Origin of the sequence: Paenibacillus validus NBRC 15382 (genome assembly GCF_004000985.1) — a bacterium.
GTDB classification, from domain to species: Bacteria; Bacillota; Bacilli; order Paenibacillales; family NBRC-103111; genus Paenibacillus_G; species Paenibacillus_G validus.
Map to the genome: position 1 here is coordinate 44,238 of NZ_BIMH01000024.1, position 18,519 is coordinate 62,756.

Genomic DNA, 18,519 nt, shown 5'->3' on the forward strand with positions numbered 1-18,519 from the left:
ATCCGTTACCCTATTTTAATTCATTTTGCAAGTGGGGACAAGTGGAAATCCCTGCGGCCCGCCTTCTCCCACACGTACTGCGTCAGCTCTACGGTCATCTCGTAAGCCATGAACGGCGTCATCAAGTAAATGCCGTTAAACCGCGAAATCGCCACGTCAAGCAGTTCTTTGGCGATTTGCACCCCCATCGCGCGTCCTTCCTCGCCCTTCAACCCGTTCATGCGCCGGCGCACATCGTCGGATAATTGAATGCCGGGCACCTCATTGTGCAGGTACTCCGCATTGCCTCCGCTGGCGAGCGGCATGATGCCAAGGAAGATCGGAATGTTCAGATGACGCGTCGCTTGATAGATGCTCTCGATCAGTTCGGCGTTGTACACGGGCTGCGTCATGATGTAGTCGGCGCCCGCCTCGATTTTGCGTTCGAGGCGCTGCACGGCTTTGTCCAAGTATTTGACATTCGGATTGAAGGCGGCCCCGACGATGAAGTTCGCTTTCTTCTTCAACGGCTTCCCGGAGAAAGCAACCCCTTCATTCAGCTGTTTGATCATACGAATGATCTCGAACGAAGTCAAATCGTACACCGAGCTGGAGCCGGGCAAATCGCCGAATTTCGCCGGATCGCCGGTGACCGCGAGCACGTGGTCGATGCCCAGCGCATGCAGCCCCATCATATGCGACTGCGTACCGATCATATTGCGGTCGCGGCATGCGATGTGAATAAGCGGCCGAATCCCGACGCGTTCCTGCACGATCGAACCGAGCGCCAGATTGCTCATCCGCGTCACGGCTAGCGAATTGTCGGCCATCGTCAGCGCGTCGACGCCGACTTCCTTCAAAGCGGCCGCGCCCTGCATAAACTTCGCGATATCCAAATCGCGAGGCGGGTCGAGTTCTACGATAACCGTCGGCCGTTCCTTGACGAGATCGACAATCGTCGGCTCCGCGGGTGGCGGCTCCGTGATCGCGATACCGCGCACCTTCTGCCATTCACTCGTCGCGAAGACGCCGGCTTCGCCGCTTATCCCCCGTGTCTGCTGCGCCCCGCTCTCGTTCGGCATGTAGCCTTCCAGAGCGGCGGCGATGGCGGCGATATGCTCCGGCGTCGTGCCGCAGCAACCGCCGACAATGCGTGCGCCGAGATCGGCGAATTTACGGGCGGACTCGCCGAAATAGGACGGCGTTGCGGCGAACGTATACCGGCCGTCCACGTAATCGGCCAGTCCCGCGTTCGGGAACACCGAGAACGGCGGCTTCTCGTCCATGCCGCTCGCCTGTTCGAGGGAGCGCAGGAGACCGTTCGGGCCGCTGCGGCAGTTGAAGCCGACGACGTCTGCGCCAGCCGCGAGCAGCTTCGAGAAAGCCTCGGGCATCGGCACCCCGTCCATCGTCGCGCCGACGCCTTCGGTCGTAAACTGGCAAATGACCGGCAGCGAGCTGACTTTGCGAATCAGCTTCAGCGCAAGCATCATTTCCTCCAAATCGAAAAACGTTTCAAGCAGCAGCCCGTCCACGCCCGCATCGGCCAGCACCTCGATCTGCTGGCGCAAATCTTCCTTGACCTTGGCGGTACGGACGTTCTTCCGTTTGCCTGCGCGAATCGAACCGACAGCCCCGACGACATAGGCATCGTCCCCGACCGCTTGACGCGCCAGCTTCACGCCGGCCCGGTTAATCGCCTCGACTTCTCCCTCCAGACCGAACTTCGACAGCTTCTCGCGGTTTGCGGAGAAAGTATTCGTCTCGATCAACCGCGCGCCCGCTTCATAATATCGCCGATGGACGTCCCGAATGACGTCGGGCTTGAGCAAATTCAATTCCTCGTAGGAGATGCCGACGGGAAAGCCCATTTGATATAAATAGGTGCCCATCGCCCCATCTCCGACCAGCACGCCACGGCGCAGCGCTTCTCTCAAATCCGGTTTCACTCGCGGCCTCCCCTTTCTTGCTTCTTATATAAGTGACGGGAGCGTTCCCGTATACACCGTCTCGGCAGGACCGGTCATGTACACGCGGTTGTCCGTCTCGTTCCATTCGATCAGCAGCTCGCCGCCCTTCAGAGCGACAATGCCCTTCCGGTCCATTTTGCCGTTCAACACGCCGGCAACGAGTGTCGCGCAGGCGCCTGTCCCGCAGGCCAGCGTAGGACCGGCGCCTCGTTCCCAGACGCGCATATCCGCATAGTCCCGGCTTTTGACCGTAGCGAACTCGACGTTGATGCGGCGCGGAAACAGCGGATGCGTTTCCAGCTTCGGCCCCCATGCGGCCAAGTCGAAACGGACCGCGTCCTCCACGAAAATGACGCAGTGCGGATTGCCCATCGATACGGCGGTAAACGTGAATTCACGGCCGTCTACCGCGACCGGATGCTCCAGCACCGGCTCGGCGTCGACCGTCGTCGGCACCTGCAAGCCGGCGAGTACCGGCTCGCCCATATCGACGCGCACCCGGGTCACCCGTCTGTTCTCCACCTGGAGCTGGACGACTTGCGGCCCGGCGCCGATCGTCTCGATCGTCAGCTCGGTTTGCCCCGCATCGACAAGCCCGTTGTCGTAAATGTACTTCGCCGCGCAGCGGATCGCATTGCCGCATTGTTCGGCCTCCGAGCCATCGGAATTGATAATGCGCATCATATAGTCAGCACGGTTGGACGGCAGCACGAACACGAGTCCGTCGGCCCCGATCCCGAAATGGCGGTCGCACAAGCGGACAGCCAGCTCGGAAGCGTCGGCGGGAAGCGTCTCCGTATTGGAAAAAACGATGAAATCGTTGCCCAATCCGTGCATTTTCGTGAAATTCATAGCGAAAACTCCCATTTTTACGGTTTATCCCCTACTATAGCGTAAAAAAGTGACGCTGCAAAGCGGTTCCGCAAAATTTTACCGCATCGCTCCAAAAAAAGCAACGGCCTTAGCCCCTGCGTCGCTGCAGGCGGCTCGGGCCGCATGTTTAGAGATTCTTATCGGACGACGGGCTTCATCGGGTTGCGCCCTTTGGGCAGCGTCGTCTGTTTGCGTTTGGACGTGCTGAGCAAGCTGCCCAGCCCCATAAGGAACGTCGGAATACCCGCGAACACGAGCACAAGCCCCCAATCGACGAGACCGAGCGGCACCGTCTTGAAGATCGGCTGCAGCGCGTCGACGTAAAGCACCGGGAACATCAGCAGCAGCGAAGACGCCACCGCCAGCACGAGCCAAACGTTCTGGAGCGGGTTGCGATGGAAAATCGAGCGCGAGCTGCGGCAATCAAACACGTGAATCAACTGAGCCATGACCAGCGTAACGAACGCCACGGTCTGCGCTTTCATGAGCGCGTTCGGGCTATCGGCGCCCTGTTTCAGCGTAATGTAGAATGCCGCCAGCGTACAAAGCCCGATCAAGATGCCGCGGCTGACGATTTTCCAGCCGAGCCGGCGGGCGAAGATGTTTTCTTTGGCCGAACGCGGCTTTTGCTGCATCAAATCTCTCTCTGCCTGGTCGACGCCAAGCGCCATCGCCGGCAGCCCGTCCGTCACCAGGTTCACCCACAAAATTTGAATCGGCACGAGCGGCAGCGGCAGGCCGGCCATCATCGCGAGGAACATCGTCATAATTTCGCCTACATTCGACGCCAGCAGGTATCGGATGAATTTACGGATGTTCTCGTAAATGCCCCGGCCTTCCTCAATCGCCGCCACGATCGTCGCGAAGTTGTCGTCGGACAAGACGAGCGACGACGCTTCTTTGGAGACGTCCGTGCCGCTGATGCCCATCGCAATGCCGATATCGGCCGCCTTGATCGCAGGCGCGTCGTTGACCCCGTCGCCGGTCATCGCAACCGTGTGGCCTTGGCGCTGCAGCGACTTGACGATGCGCAGCTTATGCTCCGGGGATACGCGCGCGTACACGAACACGTCGTTCACCCGCTTATCCAGCTCGTCGTCGCTCATGGCGGCAAGCTGTTGGCCGTTCAAGGCCAGCCCGTCCTGCTGCAAAATGCCGAGCTGCCTCGCAATCGCCTCCGCCGTCGTCTGATGGTCGCCGGTGATCATGACCGTCTTGATGCCGGCGCGGCGGCACTTCACGATCGCGTCGCGCACCTCGCGACGAGGAGGATCGATCATGCCGGTCAGACCGATGAACACGAGCTGACTCTCGACGGTCGACTCGTCAAGATTCCGCTCCGTCGCTTTCAAATCGCGGTACGCAAGACCGAGCACGCGCAGCGCGTTTTTGGCCATGCCCTCGGCTGCGGCGAGCACCTTTTGCTTCAGCGTCGAGGTGAACGGAATGACTTTATCGTCCCACAGCACATAGGCGCATTGCTGAACGAGCAAATCCGGCGCTCCTTTCGTGCATGCCATCCGTCCGCCTTGATGCTCGACGATCACGGACATCCGCTTCCGCTCGGAATCGAACGGAAGCTCAAGCGTGCGCCGGTACAGCCCGTCGAGCGCTTGTTTCGTAAGACCCGCTTTTGCTCCGAGCACGGTCAGCGCGCCTTCCGTCGGGTCGCCTTTAATCGCCCAGACGCCGCTCCGCTCGGTCGCCTCCTTCTTCTTCTTCGTTTCGTTCGCTTCTTCATATAGCATGGCGTTATTGCACAGCACGGCGACCTGGAGCAGACGACGGAGCATCTGATTGTCGCGCAGGTCGGCGGGCTTGCCCCGGTTCATGATGCTCCCGTTCGGCTCGTACCCGTCGCCCGTCACCTCCAGCACCTCGCCGCCCAGCCACAGGTGCGTCACGGACATTTTGTTCTGTGTCAGCGTGCCGGTCTTATCCGAGCAAATCACCGACGCGCAGCCGAGCGTCTCGACCGACGGCAGCTTGCGGACGATCGCCTTGCGCTGAATCATCCGCTGCACGCCGAGCGCGAGCGCGATCGTGACGATCGCCGGCAGCCCTTCGGGAATCGCGGCGACCGCCAGGCTGACGCCCGCGAGAAACATGCCGTAAGGCTCTTGGCCGTGTACAATCCCCGCGACGACGACAAGCACCGTCAGCGCCAGCGCGACGATGATCAATATTTTACCGAGCTGCTCGAGCCGATGCTGCAGCGGCGTTTCCATGGCATCGGTATTCTGGATAAGATCGGCGATCTTGCCCATCTCCGTCTGCATGCCGGTGCGTACGACAACCCCTCTGGCCGTTCCCCGGGTGACCATCGTTCCCATGAAACCGAGGTTGCGCTGATCGCCTAGCGGAATATCGTCCTGCGGCAGCGGGGATGTATGCTTGGCCACCGGCACGGACTCTCCGGTTAGAGCCGATTCCTCGATGTAAGTGCCGAACGTTTCGATGAAACGAATGTCGGCCGGCACCCGGTCTCCGCTTTCGAGCAGCACGAGATCGCCGGGCACGAGATCGCGGGCCGGAATCAGCTCGAGCTTGCCCGCTCTTACCACCTTGGCGTTCGGGGCCGACAGTTCCTTCAGCGCGCGCAGCGAACGCTCCGCCCGAAACTCCTGGGCAAAGCCGAGAATGCCGTTCATAATGATGATCGCAATGATCGTAATGGCATCCAAATACTCCCCGAGCAATCCGGAAACAAGCGTGGCTCCTACCAGCACAAGCACCATAAAATCTTTAAATTGATTCAGGAACAACGTGATCGGCGAGATGCTCTGACCTTCGGCCAGCTCGTTCTTGCCCTGCGAGCCGAGCCGCTTGTCCGCCTCCTCCCAGCTCAAGCCTTGTGAGGGCTCTGTTCCCGACGACTGCAAGATCTCCTCGGCCGTCCATTGATACCACGGTTTCTGACTCATCTGCTCATTCCCTCCCATAAGGTTGTCTAGGGTAAATGTATTCAGACAAGCCGCAAATTAGCACGTTTTCCTGCAGCTGCAAAAAGACCTTAAGTTTTTGATGAAAATATGGCATGATAGGGGGTAGCGTTTAAAACTTAGCCTACGTTTGCCCGCAACGCGTGTCCGGTCCGGCTGGTAAGCCTGGCCGCGCCGCAGCGGCAAACACGATTGGAGTTGTTCCCTCATGTCTTTTGACGGTCTCGTTACACACGGGCTCGTAAGCGAGCTGCAAAGCCTCCTGCCCGCCCGTATCAATAAAGTGCAAATGCCCTCCGCGAACGATATCGTGATGCAGCTTCGCGCCGGAGGCAAAAATACGAAGCTTCTGTTATCGGCCAGCCCGACCTATCCGCGTGTACACGTTACGGAGGAAAGCTTCTTGAATCCACTCGAAGCGCCGATGTTCTGCATGCTGCTGCGCAAGCATTGCGAGAACGGCATCATTGAAGCGATCGATCAGCCGGGCATGGAGCGCGTCATCCGCTTCCACATCCGGCAGCGCGACGAGCTCGGCGACCTGTCCTTGAAGACGATCGTCGTGGAAATTATGGGCCGCCATAGCAACATTATTTTGCTAGACCCGGCGACCGGCACGATTCTGGACGGCATTCATCACGTCACACCGGCGATCAGCAGCTACCGGATAGTCATGCCCGGCGTACGTTACACAGCTCCGCCGGAGCAGCACAAGACGCTGCCGCTCGGCCTGAGTGCGGACGCATTCGAGCAGCAGCTCGGCGATACGGCCGCCGGGCTGCTGGAAGCCGGCGGGGAATACGGCGCCCGGCTGTGGGAGCAAGCGATCGTACAGCGCTTTAGCGGCATCAGCCCGCTTGTGGCGCGCGAGCTCGCATACCGCGCCTTCGGCGGCGCCTTTGACCCGGAGCTTGACGCGGCCTCAGCCGTACGCAAGCTGTGGGAGCCGTTCCATGAGCTCATCGGCAAGCTGGAGCGAAGGCAGCTGACGCCTGTCATAACCGAGCATCCGTCGTCGGGAAAGAGCTACTTCTCCATCCTCGAACTGACGCATATCGGCGGCGGCATGCGCCGATTCGATTCGATAAGCGCCTGCCTGGAAGCCTATTACAGCGATAAAGCCGAGCGGGATACGGTCAAGCAGCGGGTCAGCGACCTGTTCCGCTTACTGACGAACGAGCGGACCAAGAACGTGAAGAAGCTGGAGAAACTGGAGGAAACGCTGCAGGACGCGCAGCAGGCCGATCGTTTCCGGATTCTCGGCGAGCTGCTGACCGCCTCCATGCATCAGATCCGCAAAGGCGACAGCCGTATCGAAGTGATTAACTACTACGATGAAGAACAGCGTCCGATCGAAATCGAGCTGGACCCGCTGCTGTCACCGTCTGAAAATACCCAGCGGTACTTCAAAAAATATACGAAAGCCAAAAACAGCCTAAGCGTCGTGAAGGAGCAAATGCAGCAGGCGCACGAGGAAATCGCCTATCTGGACAATTTGCTGCAGCAGCTTACGAGCGCGAGCCTCTCCGATATCGAGGAAATCCGCGAGGAACTGACAGAACAAGGTTACTTGCGCGACCGCGGCAAGAAGGGCAAGCGCAAGAAGGCAAACGCCAGGCCGCAGCTCGCCTGCTACACATCCAGCGAAGGCATTGCTCTTTATGTGGGCAAGAACAATACGCAGAACGAGTACTTGACCAACCGGCTCGCCGGACCCGGCGATACGTGGCTGCATACGAAGGATATTCCCGGCTCTCACGTTGTCATTCGCAGCGCGGAATTCGGCGACGCCACGCTGCTCGAAGCGGCGCAGCTCGCCGCGTATTACAGCCAAGCGAAGGAATCCAGCGGAGTGCCGGTCGATTATACGCTGGTCAAGCACGTCCGTAAACCGAGCGGCGCCAAGCCCGGCTTCGTCATCTACGATCATCAGAAGACGCTGTTCGTCACACCGGACCCCGAACGGATTAAACAGCTGCCCTTTACCGTGAAATAACGTTCGCCGCCGGGAGAACGACATAAAGACCGCCGGTCCCTTGATGAAGCAGCAAGGACATGCTGCATTCCGGGACAGGCGGTCTTTTTTTTTGCGCTTCACCCGCTTCCCCCACATATAGGAAGGCTGGTACGCTTTCCCTTGCGCCAAAAAAGATCTGCTGGGTCTTGTATTGGAAGAAAATCAGGAGATCGTCGGCAGCTGAATGACAACGGCCGTTCCGACATTTTCTTTGCTCGTAATTACCATCACGCCTTGATGGTTTTCAATAATTTTATAGCTGACCATCAGACCCAGGCCGGTCCCATTGCTTTTCGTCGTGTAGAACGGTTCTCCGAGACGCGCAAGCTTCTTTTCGGGAATACCGCAGCCATGATCGATAAACCCGATGTTCACCATACCGTCTGCTGCAAGGCGCGCGCGCACAATTAATTGTCCGCCGTCCGGCATCGCCTCGACGCCGTTCTTCACCACATTAATGAATACCTGCTTTAATTGGTTTTCCACACAACTGATGAGCGGCAGCGGATCGTCGATTTCATTGACGATTTCGACATTCGTAATGATCGCCTGCGTATCAAGCAGCATGATCACATCGTTCAGAATGGAGGAGACCGACTTCGGCAAATAATCGACCGCCTGCGGCTTCGCGAGCACGAGGAGCTCGCTGACGATTTGCTCGATCCGCTCCAGCTCGGCGGACATGATCGATAAATAACTATCGTTATGAGCCCCCGAACGGAGCAGCTTGGTGAACCCTTTCAGCGCGGTAAGAGGGTTGCGGATTTCATGGGCGATGCCCGCTGCCAGCTGGCCGACGGCCGAAAGCATTTCCGACTTGCGCAGCAATTCTTCCGTATGTCTCCGCTCGGACATATCTTCAGCGATTTTCAGATAATGAATCGTCTGTCCTTCGCTATCTTTGATCGGCAAAAACTTGACCGATTCCCAGTAAGTCAATCCGTTCCTGCTGTGGCTCTCCAGCTCGCCCTTCCACTCTTGACCCTCCGACAGCAGGCTCCAAATTTCCGTGAACGGCACGCTGGAACCTTCCCAATGCTGCAGTTCTCGAATGTGCCCGCCTATGGCGTCGGCCGGCTCGAATCCGGTCACTTCCGTGAATTTCGGATTGACGTATTCGATGGTCCCGTCCAAACCGGCAATGACGGTAATCGACGGGCTTTGTTCAATGGCGTACGACAGCTTCAGCATTTCGATATTGGCGCTCTTCAGCTCGGTAATATCGACAAAAGTAAGCACGATTCCTTTAATAACATTGTCGCTCGTCCGATACGGCAGCACGCGCATGCTGTACCATTTGCCGCCTTGGTTCTGGATCTCCCGCTCTTCGGGCACTAACGTTCGGAGCACTCGCTTCGCGTCTTCCACGAAGCCGTTATAGCGGAAGTTGTGCGAGATGTGCGCGAGCGGCCGGCCGCAGTCGGCATCCAGCAAATTGATCTCCTGAGCGATCACTGGCGTGAACCGGCGAATGCACATATTCCGGTCCAGAAAAATGGTGCCGATCCTTGTGCTGACCAGAAAGTTATCCATATCATTGTTCAAATCGGTCAGTTCTAAAATTTTGTACTGATATTCGAGGTTGACCGTCACCAGTTCCTCGTTGACGGACTGCAGCTCTTCGTTCGTGCTCATCAGCTCTTCATTGGCGGCCACCAGCTCTTCATTGGTCGCCTGCAGCTCTTCGTTCGACGTTTCCAGCTCCTCGATCGTAGCCTGCAGCGACTCTTCGGCCCGCTGCAGCTCCTGCTCGAGCTCCACCATACGCTGGTTTACGTTATTTTCAATATCGAACGATTCGACGACGCGTACCTGCGGCGACTGCTGCTGCGCCGACTCCTCGAACGAAACGAGCACGAGCTTGTCGAACTTTTTATTGGTCAACGAGAACGGCTTGACTATCAGGTTAATGTACGGCGAATGCTCCGAATTGTTGACCTTGATGTCTTTGTAATAAATAGCGCGCCGTTCCCTGCGTACCTTCTGGATCGCCGTAACGATCGCCACCGACAAATGCGCCTCCACCATCTTATAGATGTTCCAGCTCGGCTTTCCGCGCGCAAGCGCCAAGTACGGATTGATGTTGCCGCTCAAGTGCAGCACTTCGTTGTTCTCGTCGATAACCATGCATGGTGGCAAATGTTCATCGACGAACGTCGTGTACAAATCGTCCGTTTTTTTGCAGCCGTGAACCTCTTTCGAGAGCGGAACCCACCTCTGTGCCATCTGATGAATCTTCGGGATATGCGCAGAACCGTTCATTCCGGGAACTCCGGCCGCAGCTTTATTCGAGTTGATGCTGTGCTGCTGAAATATGTTCCATTTACGCTCGAACGGCGTGAACAAATTCGCCAGTCGTCCGAGCGTTTCACTTGGCCCGAGGAACAGATAACCGTTCGGATTCAAAGCAGCATGGAATAAAGAGATGAGCTTCTGCTGCATGTCCGATTGCAAGTAAATCAGCATGTTGCGGCATGTGATCAAGTCCAAATTATGAAATGGAGGATCTTTGATCATGTTGTGAGACACAAACACAACCATGTTGCGGATTTCTTTGTTGATCTGGTGCATATCGCCGATTTGCGTAAAATACGTCTTGCGAAGCCGCTTGGAGACGCCCTTCATGGCAGCTTCCGGATACACGCCATGTCCCGCGAAATCAATCGAGTCTTGATCCAGATCGGTTGCGAAAATTTTTACCGAGAACGATTGCCCGGTCTTCGCCATATGCTGGTGAAACAATATCGCCAGCGAGTACGCCTCTTCTCCGGTCGAGCAGCCGGCCGCCCATATTCGGATTTGCCGCTCGCTTTGCTTGCTTTCCAAGATCGCGGGAATCACTTTGTGCTGCAGCGCCTCGAACGCTTGTGCATCGCGAAAAAAGCGCGTAACGCCGATCAGCAGGTCCTTGACGAGCGAACCGAGCTCGTTCTCGTCGTTCTGCAGCAGCTGCAAATAATCGGCCTGCTTGTTCATGCCGATCATGCTCATTCGACGCTCCATGCGACGGAAGATGCTGTTCTGCTTGTAGTGCGAAAAATCGATGCCTCTGGACATGTTCAGCAATTCGAAAACGCGCTGCATCGTTTGCTCGTCCCAACCGACGATAGATGGCAGCGCTTCGTCCCCCGGCATATCCCTTTCTTTCTCATGATCGACGACCGCCCGACCCAACAAGTAATTGGCTATCGCGCTCGGCGCAAGCACGTGGTCGACGCAGCCGGTCGATCGGGCGCTATTCGGCATCCCGTCGAATTTCGCCGACTTCTCGTCCTGCACGATAACCAGACCCCCGTGCTCCTTGATCGCCTCCGCACCGCGCGTGCCGTCGCTTCCCGTGCCGGACAAAATGACGCCGACCGCTTGGGTGCCCACATCCATGGCCAGCGAAGTCAGAAACATGTCGATCGGCAGATAAAGACCGGCCGATTGCAAATAACCGGTCACTTGCAGCTTTCGGTTGTTGATCGTAATCGCTTTGCGCGGCGGAATCAAATAGACGCAGTTCGGCTTCACCTCCATTTGATTCTCCGCTTCGTATATGCGCATCCGAGTGTTCTTGGCCAAAATCTCCGCCATGAAACTCTTGTAATTCGGTGAAAGATGCTGAATGACCACAAAAGACAAGCCACTGTCCGCTACCATATGATCGAAGAAGTGCTGCAGCGCCTCCAGACCGCCTGCAGAGGCGCCAATTCCTACGATATAACCGCCCGCAGCAGGCTGCTTCCGTCTTTCTTGTATCGCTGGTTTATCACTCATTCACCTCAACCTCATTTCATTCGGCGTTGTTCCGCACACCGTTGTCCAGTCTATTATATCAAAATGGGTACTCTGCATCAAAATCCCTATTAACCCAACATATACCTTTTTTTCGGCCCGTCGCCCTATGCGAGTGATGATGTTGCACGGCGGCGCTTCCGCCAGATGGGCTGCAAAATGTGCACGACCTGCAGCGCAAATAAGCCCGGGGCTGACAAGCTCCCGGGCTTTGCTTTATTAACTTTCGTATACGCGCACCGCTTCATTGGCGAACTAGCGCCGTGCTGTCCGGCTGAATCACGATCTCCGGACGACCTACGCCGATATACCGGATGCCGTGCTTCGCCATTTGGACCGGATCGAAGCAGTTGCGGCCGTCGATCACGACCGGCCTGGCGAGCCTTGCCTTTACTTCCTCAAGGTCCAGCGTCCGTACGGCGCTCCATTCCGTCGTAACGACCATCGCATCGGCGCCGGTTAACGCTTCGTAGGGGTCGCTGACGTAAACCGCGCCGTCCAAACTCAGAACATCCGCCGCAAGCTCAGCGGCGACCGGGTCATATGCGCGTACGCGAAAGCCGCGTTCCACCAGCATGCTTAAGATATCGAGCGCCGGTGCGTCGCGCAGATCATCGGTCTCCGGCTTGAACGTCAAGCCCATCAGCGCTACCGTGCAGGGGCCTCCCAGCGTCTGCTCGATCTTATCTGCGAACCTCTCCCGCTGGCGGCGGTTCACCTCGATGACCGACCGCAATATAAGAAAATCGTAATCGACATGCTCCGCCAAGCGGAGCTGCGCTTTCGTATCCTTCGGAAAGCAGGAGCCGCCGTACCCGATGCCCGCCTCCAGAAAGTGCGGTCCGATGCGCCGGTCCATCCCCATCCCTTTGGAGACGAGGTCGATGTCGGCGCCCACCTTCTCGCATACGTTTGCCATCTCGTTAATGAACGAGATTTTGGCTGCCAGGAAGGCATTGGACGCATATTTGATCAGCTCGGCGCTCTCTCGGTCCGTGTACAGCACCGGTGCACCGAAGGACGCATGGAGCGCGGCAATTCGTTCCGCCGCGTCCCGGCGGTCCGCGCCGATGACGATCCGGTCAGGTTGCAGCGTATCCCGAATTGCCGAACCCTCCCGCAGAAACTCCGGATTAGACACGACATCGAACGCCAGAGGCTTGCGTAAAGCTGTCTCAATCCATCCTTCCACGAGCCGCGACGTGCCGACCGGCACCGTGCTTTTCATCACAATGAGCTTTGGCGCGTCCATCGCCTCCGCAATTTCAGTAACGGCTGCCTGGACTTGGCTTAGATCGACCTCGCCGTTCGGGAGCGTCGGAGTGCCGACAGCCAGAAACACGATATCCGATTGACGCACCGCGTGCTTCAGATCGGTCGTAAAGGCCAGTCGCCCGCCTTGCAGATGCCGCTGCACCATTTCATCCAGGCCCGGTTCATAGATCGGAATATGACCGCTTTGCAGGAGCTGTATTTTCTCCTCCGCCCGATCCACGCCAATGACGAAATGCCCGGCTTCTGCATAACAGGTGCCGGAGACGAGTCCGACATACCCGGTTCCTACCACTGCAATCCGTTCGAACATAAACGCCTCCCGATTCCTGATTCGATTCGCCCGTTACAAACCTAACCGCCCGCGCAAATATCGCTCAAGCGGCCCTTTCAACTCGTCGCGCTCGAGCGCCATCTCGACGGTTGCTTCAATATAGCCGAGCTTATCGCCGACATCGAAGCGTCGACCGCCGACCGGCATCATCACCATACGCTGCTGCCCGTTCAGCACCCGCAGCGAGTCGGTCAATTGAATTTCTCCGCCTCGGCCTGGAGCGCTGTTCTCCAGAATGCCGAAAATTTCCGGCATCAATACGTAACGGCCGATGATGGCCTGATTGGACGGCGCCGTATCGCGATCCGGCTTCTCCACCAAATCCTCGATCCAAAGAAAGTCCGATGCCTCCTTCACCGGAGACAAAATCCCGTACTTGGACACGTCCTCCCACGGCACTTCCTGCGCACCGATGACCGAGGTGCCCGTCATGCTGTGCAAGTCGATCATTTGCTTCAAGCAAGGCGGGTCCGACTGAATGATGTCGTCGCCGAGCAGCACGGCGAACGGCTCGTTCCCGATAAATTTGCGGGCGCACAAAACCGCGTGGCCGAGGCCGAGCGGCTGCTTTTGACGTATGTAATGAACGTCAGCCAGATTGGAAATCGACTGGACCATCTGGAGCAGTTCGGTGTTTCCTTTTTCCTCCAGGATCATTTCCAGCTCGGCCGACTTGTCAAAATGGTCTTCGATCGCCCGCTTGTTGCGGCCCGTCACGATGATGATATCTTCGATTCCCGAAGAAATCGCTTCTTCCACAATATATTGAATCGCCGGTTTGTCGACGATCGGCAGCATTTCTTTTGGCTGCGCTTTCGTTGCCGGCAGGAACCGGGTTCCCAGTCCTGCCGCCGGAATAATCGCTTTGCGTACGCTCATGTCCTCACTCCTCTTCTCTGTTTCAGCCTCTCGACGACCTCAGCGTCGATCCGGCGTCCTCCGACCGGGGCGTGAAACACGACGCCCCCGCGCTCGCCGTGGTAATCGGAGCCCGCCGTGACGACCAAGCCGTAACGATCGGCCATCGCAGCATAGTGGGCCTCCTGCCCGGGCGAATGGTCGGCATGGTAGGCTTCCAGTCCGACCAAGCCTTCCGCGGCAAGAGAAGCGATAAGATCGTCCCGCCCGTATAAGCCGGGATGCGCCAGCACCGGCGCGCCGCCGGCTTCCTGAACCCAGCGAACCGCTTCAAAGGGCGTAATGCGCGGCGGCGACACGAACGCGGCGGCTCCGCTGCCCAGGTAACGCTCGAACGCCTCAGCCATCGATCCGACGTAGCCCTTGCGCACGAGCGCGTCCGCAATGTGCGGGCGCCCTATCGTATCGCCTTGCTTCTTAACGGTCTGCAGCGATTGCAGCACGTCGTCCATCGTCAGGTCGAGGCCGAGCTCGCGCAGCCGCTCCACAATCATCTCGTTGCGCCGGTCGCGCACGCGCCGAAGCTGTTCCAGCCGGGACAACAACACAGGGTCGTCCTTGTCGATCCAATACCCGAGCACGTGGATATCGATCCCTTCATGCATCGTGCTGATCTCTACGCCAGGCACGACGGTGACGCCGTAGACGGCGCCGGCTTGAAGCGCTTCCTCCAGCCCTCCGACCGTATCGTGATCGGTCACCGCGACGGCGCTGAGGCCCGCTTCCGAGGCTAATCTCACATTGTCCGTCGGAGTCCCCGTACCGTCGGAAGCCAGCGTATGCGTGTGCAAATCGGCGAATGCCACTTGAGCCAACATCCCCTTCTCCTTAATGTCAATGCGCTACAGCCATTGGCTGAGATCGCGCTCCCGTAAAAACGTCAAAAACGTTACCGCCGAAATCGGCAGTAAGGTCGAGCTTAAATAAATGGCATGAAAGCTGCGGACGAAGCTTACATCCTTCACATCTTTTACCTGCAGCACCCCCAGCGCAGCCTCGTGTTTAAGCGACGATTGGGACAAGATCGAGATGCCGAGTCCCGCCTCCACCGCCGATTTAACCGCTCCTGTGCTGCCGAGCTCCATCACGATTTTGAGCGAAGACGGGTCATAGCCCGCTCGCGTCAGCTCTTCTTCCATCACACGCCGCGTACCGGAGCCCTGCTCCCGCAGGACGAAAGGGTACTTCATCAGTTCCTCCACCGGCACCAGGTCGAAGTCGCCAAGCGGATGATCCTTCGGCAGGATCAGCTTCAATTCGTCGCTGAGCACGGCTTCCGTATGCAGATCCGAATGCTTCACTTCAGCCTCCACCAGCCCGAACGTAAGCTGATGATTCAGGACTTCCTCCAAAATTTGCTTGGTGTTGATCACCTTCATGCTGACCGAAATATTCGGGTACTCCAAACCGAACGGACCGAGCAAGCGCGGCAGGATGTACTCCCCGACCGTCAGGCTAGCCCCCAGATGAAGCCGGCCCTCCAGCATATGCGTGAACTTTGACATACTAACGTCCGTTTCCTTAATCAGCTCGATACTTTTCTTCGCGTAAGGCAGCAGCGTGCGTCCCGCTTCCGTCAGCTCGACCCGCTTGGTTGAACGGACGAACAGCTTCGTGCCGAAATAATCCTCCAACGATTGAATTTGCATCGTCACTGCCGGTTGGGTCATATGTAAAGCCCCGGCCGCGTGTGAGAAGCTGCCCTTTTCCGCGACCGTGTAAAAAATGTGAAGCTGATGAAAATTGAGCGCCATAACGTACCTCCGCAAGGGTCTTCCTTCAAATTATATCTAAAATAACGGCGATTAGCCATCCGAACGTCTTAAGCCCCGCGTTAAAAATGAAAAAAGGTACGCCTTGAGGGCATACCTTCAATAACGCATCGTAAGTCGGAGAGCTTGGCGTTATCTTCGCTTCCTGCTGTTCTTGATCAATGTCATGCGGCGGGAGTGGCGCAGCCACGAGTAATACGAACGCAAATCGCGCAGTTCCATCGTTTCGGACATTCGTCCGAGAAAGGTGACGACGATCATCTTGTAAGTCGGAGGCCCTGGTTGAGGCCCGGGCTTCACGGTTTCGGCGAATTCGCAGACCATCACCAGATCATCATCGATCAGAAAGACGTCCTGCTCATTTTTGTAGTAAGTCCGAATGGAATTTGATCTTAATTTGCTCCACAAAAATTCGGTGATGTCATGGAAACCGGTTTTCTCGGATTCAACACGATCGGCCCACCGGCTGCGGGCATGATGCGTAATCACGATATCCGTAATTGCTCGACCCCCAAGCACGATCGGGTTGGTATCGTTTCGGTTGTCACGTTCGCCGACTCTGCGTTCTGCCACAAACCAAACCCTCTTCCTACAAAAATAGTCCGTCAAACCTATATACTTTTTTAATCTACTATTATATTTTACAGCATCCCTCGCGAGAATCAACTTAAAAAATCTTTAGATAAAAGGCCCCGGTTCGAACCAGAGCCTTCATTTCGTCATAGAATGCTAAAAAAACCGCCGTTTGCGGCGGCGGGTTTGTCTTACAGGGTGTAGAATCTTGTTTTATCAGGCATATTACTGCTATACTCGGTTTTGATTTCATTCCGGTAGGAACGCTCCACTTTTTTGACGAAGGGCAGCTTTTGCAATTGTTTGACCGTGTCGTCCAAACGGCTTGCATAAACATACATAGCGGCATAATGCAGCTTCTTGGAAATAAAATGGACGTTTCCGTATTTCTCCAAATGCTTAGCCGCCGCCTTGACGTCGGACACCCAAACGATGATTCCGGTACGCTCGGTAAACATATCGTTAACCTTCTTTCTCCAGCTTTCTTAGACAATGAAAGGAATGAAACTCGATGTCCACTTCAGATGCCGAACTTCTTGTCGCCGTCACGCGCGGTCCGGTTACGGAAAGCGTTCATCGCGGCCATATCGCCGTATCGGACTCGCAAGGAAGGCTGCTGGCTTATGTGGGAAATCCGCACTTTTATACGTTCGCCCGCTCCACCGCCAAGCTGCTGCAGGCCATTCCGCTTCTCGAAGCGGGCGGCGCCGAACGGCTGTCGCTGACCGATGCCGAAACGGCCATCACTTGTGCGTCCCATAACGGGGAGCCGGAGCATACACAGGCGGCGATGTCCTTGCTGGGCAAGGCCGGCCTGGGTGTAAGCGCTCTTGATTGCGGGCCGCAGGAGCCGTTGCTGCGGCGCGAAGCGGATCGGCTCAAATACGAGCATGTCGCGGCCGCGCCGATTCACAACAATTGTTCGGGCAAACATGCGGGCATGCTCGCCCTAGCCTCGTTGATGCAAGTATCTACTCATCAGTATACTCACCCCGATCATCCTGTCCAGCACAAAATGCTGCAAACCGTCAGCGACATGTGCGGAATCCCGGCCGAGCGCATCGAGCTTGGCGTCGACGGCTGCGGGGTTCCGGTATTCGCGCTTCCGCTGGCTGCTCTTGCCTACGGATATGCGCGCCTCGGGCGCCCGGATGACTTGGCGCCGAAGCGTGCGGAAGCTTGTCGGCGCATTATAGCGGCCATCCGCCGTTCCCCGTTCTATCTAGCGGGCACGGATCGTTATGATACGCGCTTGGCGGAATTAACCGCCGGACGGATTATCGGCAAGATGGGCGCTGAAGGCTTGTACGCGGCGACCGTCCCGGAGCTGGGCATCGGCATCGCCATTAAAGTGGACGATGGCGCCGAACGGGCGCTGTATCCGGTTGCAACGGAAGCGCTGCTGCAGCTCGGTCTGTTAAGCGAGGAGGAAGCGGAACGGCTCGCCCCGTTCCACCGGCCGGACGTCGTCAATCGCCGGCATGAGACGGTCGGACGGATTCAGCCGGTATTTCGGCTTATTCGCACACAAGAACACACATGCTAATAAAACAGAAAGGGCGGCGTCCGCCGCCCTTCATTGGTTCCGGCTTACTCCCGCCTCAGCCGCAATTCCCGCTGCAGCTCCCTCCGGAAGAACAACCCCCGGAGCTTGCGAGCGGATCGTTCGAAGGCACCTTGATCGTTTCCGAGACGGAACGTGCGATCGTCTCCGAGACGGTATATAGAAGGTCGTCCAGCTTCCTCTCCGCCTCTTTATATTTACGAACCGCCTCTACTTCGTCAAGCTGCGCCTGCACGGCTTTCACCTGATCGAGCGCCTCGTGATAATTCGGATGATAGTGGCCAAAGCGTTCGCACTCTTCGAAAAGCTCTTTCTTCTTGGCGAACTCCTTCACCAGACGCGCCACTTCCGGATCGGCGTCCTTGGCTTGCTTCCAATATAAATAATCCGCGGTTTCTGCGGAGTACTTGATCATATCGGCCAAATCGTAGGCCTCCAACAGGATGGCAGACATATCGAGCGTGCGCGATTCCATAACCGCCATGTTTAAGCACCCGCCTTTCGGATAATATAAGCTTACCCTTC

The 18,519-nt window shown here is 57.1% G+C and carries 13 protein-coding genes; 2 read left to right on the forward strand and 11 right to left on the reverse strand.

Features of this window, described 5'->3' with window-relative positions:
• Nucleotides 1–20: 20 nt before the first annotated feature.
• From PVA01S_RS16165 to PVA01S_RS16175, 3 genes are all read right to left on the reverse strand, one after another.
• Complete coding sequence (locus tag PVA01S_RS16165; RefSeq protein ID WP_127608474.1) at nt 21–1,928, reverse strand: bifunctional homocysteine S-methyltransferase/methylenetetrahydrofolate reductase; 1,908 nt, start codon at nt 1,926–1,928, stop codon at nt 21–23.
• A 24-nt stretch (nt 1,929–1,952) separates the two neighbouring features.
• Nucleotides 1,953–2,801 (reverse strand): diaminopimelate epimerase, encoded by an 849-nt coding sequence (dapF, locus tag PVA01S_RS16170; protein WP_127608475.1) that lies wholly within the window; start codon nt 2,799–2,801, stop codon nt 1,953–1,955.
• A gap of 158 nt (nt 2,802–2,959) precedes the next feature.
• Nucleotides 2,960–5,746, reverse strand: a complete 2,787-nt coding sequence (locus PVA01S_RS16175) for a calcium-translocating P-type ATPase, SERCA-type (protein WP_127608476.1) — start codon at nt 5,744–5,746, stop codon at nt 2,960–2,962.
• A gap of 226 nt (nt 5,747–5,972) precedes the next feature.
• Here PVA01S_RS16175 and PVA01S_RS16180 point away from each other — a divergent pair, with 226 nt between their 5' ends.
• The gene (locus tag PVA01S_RS16180) at nt 5,973–7,760 is read left to right on the forward strand and encodes an Rqc2 family fibronectin-binding protein (protein ID WP_127608477.1); all 1,788 of its coding nucleotides are present in this window, start codon (nt 5,973–5,975) and stop codon (nt 7,758–7,760) included.
• Between the two features lie 183 nt (nt 7,761–7,943).
• Here the strand turns inward: PVA01S_RS16180 and PVA01S_RS16185 are convergent, their stop codons facing one another.
• The 7 genes from PVA01S_RS16185 to PVA01S_RS16215 all read right to left on the reverse strand — a co-directional run bounded on the left by PVA01S_RS16185 (nt 7,944) and on the right by PVA01S_RS16215 (nt 16,888).
• Complete coding sequence (locus tag PVA01S_RS16185) at nt 7,944–11,543, reverse strand: CheR family methyltransferase (protein ID WP_127608478.1); 3,600 nt, start codon at nt 11,541–11,543, stop codon at nt 7,944–7,946.
• Nucleotides 11,544–11,805: 262 nt separating this feature from the next.
• Nucleotides 11,806–13,146, reverse strand: a complete 1,341-nt coding sequence (locus tag PVA01S_RS16190) for a UDP-glucose dehydrogenase family protein (protein WP_054797033.1) — start codon at nt 13,144–13,146, stop codon at nt 11,806–11,808.
• 33 nt (nt 13,147–13,179) lie between these two features.
• A complete protein-coding gene (gene galU, locus PVA01S_RS16195) occupies nt 13,180–14,046 on the reverse strand; it encodes a UTP--glucose-1-phosphate uridylyltransferase GalU (protein WP_054797032.1) in 867 nt (288 codons plus the stop codon).
• Nucleotides 14,043–14,903, reverse strand: a complete 861-nt coding sequence (locus tag PVA01S_RS16200; RefSeq protein WP_155615457.1) for a PHP domain-containing protein — start codon at nt 14,901–14,903, stop codon at nt 14,043–14,045. The genes galU and PVA01S_RS16200 overlap by 4 nt, the downstream gene beginning before the upstream one ends.
• A gap of 24 nt (nt 14,904–14,927) precedes the next feature.
• A complete protein-coding gene (locus tag PVA01S_RS16205) occupies nt 14,928–15,839 on the reverse strand; it encodes a selenium metabolism-associated LysR family transcriptional regulator (protein ID WP_054797030.1) in 912 nt (303 codons plus the stop codon).
• Nucleotides 15,840–15,989: 150 nt separating this feature from the next.
• Complete coding sequence (locus tag PVA01S_RS16210; RefSeq protein WP_127608479.1) at nt 15,990–16,430, reverse strand: hypothetical protein; 441 nt, start codon at nt 16,428–16,430, stop codon at nt 15,990–15,992.
• A gap of 191 nt (nt 16,431–16,621) precedes the next feature.
• Nucleotides 16,622–16,888 (reverse strand): YlbG family protein, encoded by a 267-nt coding sequence (locus PVA01S_RS16215; protein WP_127608480.1) that lies wholly within the window; start codon nt 16,886–16,888, stop codon nt 16,622–16,624.
• Between the two features lie 53 nt (nt 16,889–16,941).
• Here PVA01S_RS16215 and PVA01S_RS16220 point away from each other — a divergent pair, with 53 nt between their 5' ends.
• Nucleotides 16,942–17,976, forward strand: coding sequence for an asparaginase (locus tag PVA01S_RS16220; protein WP_054798755.1), 1,035 nt, complete (start codon nt 16,942–16,944; stop codon nt 17,974–17,976).
• A gap of 55 nt (nt 17,977–18,031) precedes the next feature.
• Here the strand turns inward: PVA01S_RS16220 and PVA01S_RS16225 are convergent, their stop codons facing one another.
• Nucleotides 18,032–18,478, reverse strand: a complete 447-nt coding sequence (locus PVA01S_RS16225) for a YlbF/YmcA family competence regulator (protein WP_127608481.1) — start codon at nt 18,476–18,478, stop codon at nt 18,032–18,034.
• Nucleotides 18,479–18,519 lie beyond the last annotated feature (41 nt).

Bases quoted from the DNA above. Each gene is read 5' to 3' on its own strand.
- dapF (WP_127608475.1), bottom strand. From the start codon at position 2,801: ATGAATTTCACGAAAATGCACGGATTGGGCAACGATTTCATCGTTTTT.
- PVA01S_RS16175 (WP_127608476.1), bottom strand. From the start codon at position 5,746: ATGAGTCAGAAACCGTGGTATCAATGGACGGCCGAGGAGATCTTGCAG.
- PVA01S_RS16180 (WP_127608477.1), top strand. From the start codon at position 5,973: ATGTCTTTTGACGGTCTCGTTACACACGGGCTCGTAAGCGAGCTGCAA.
- PVA01S_RS16185 (WP_127608478.1), bottom strand. From the start codon at position 11,543: ATGAGTGATAAACCAGCGATACAAGAAAGACGGAAGCAGCCTGCTGCG.
- PVA01S_RS16190 (WP_054797033.1), bottom strand. From the start codon at position 13,146: ATGTTCGAACGGATTGCAGTGGTAGGAACCGGGTATGTCGGACTCGTC.
- galU (WP_054797032.1), bottom strand. From the start codon at position 14,046: ATGAGCGTACGCAAAGCGATTATTCCGGCGGCAGGACTGGGAACCCGG.
- PVA01S_RS16200 (WP_155615457.1), bottom strand. From the start codon at position 14,903: ATGTTGGCTCAAGTGGCATTCGCCGATTTGCACACGCATACGCTGGCT.
- PVA01S_RS16205 (WP_054797030.1), bottom strand. From the start codon at position 15,839: ATGGCGCTCAATTTTCATCAGCTTCACATTTTTTACACGGTCGCGGAA.
- PVA01S_RS16215 (WP_127608480.1), bottom strand. From the start codon at position 16,888: ATGTTTACCGAGCGTACCGGAATCATCGTTTGGGTGTCCGACGTCAAG.
- PVA01S_RS16220 (WP_054798755.1), top strand. From the start codon at position 16,942: ATGTCCACTTCAGATGCCGAACTTCTTGTCGCCGTCACGCGCGGTCCG.
- PVA01S_RS16225 (WP_127608481.1), bottom strand. From the start codon at position 18,478: ATGGCGGTTATGGAATCGCGCACGCTCGATATGTCTGCCATCCTGTTG.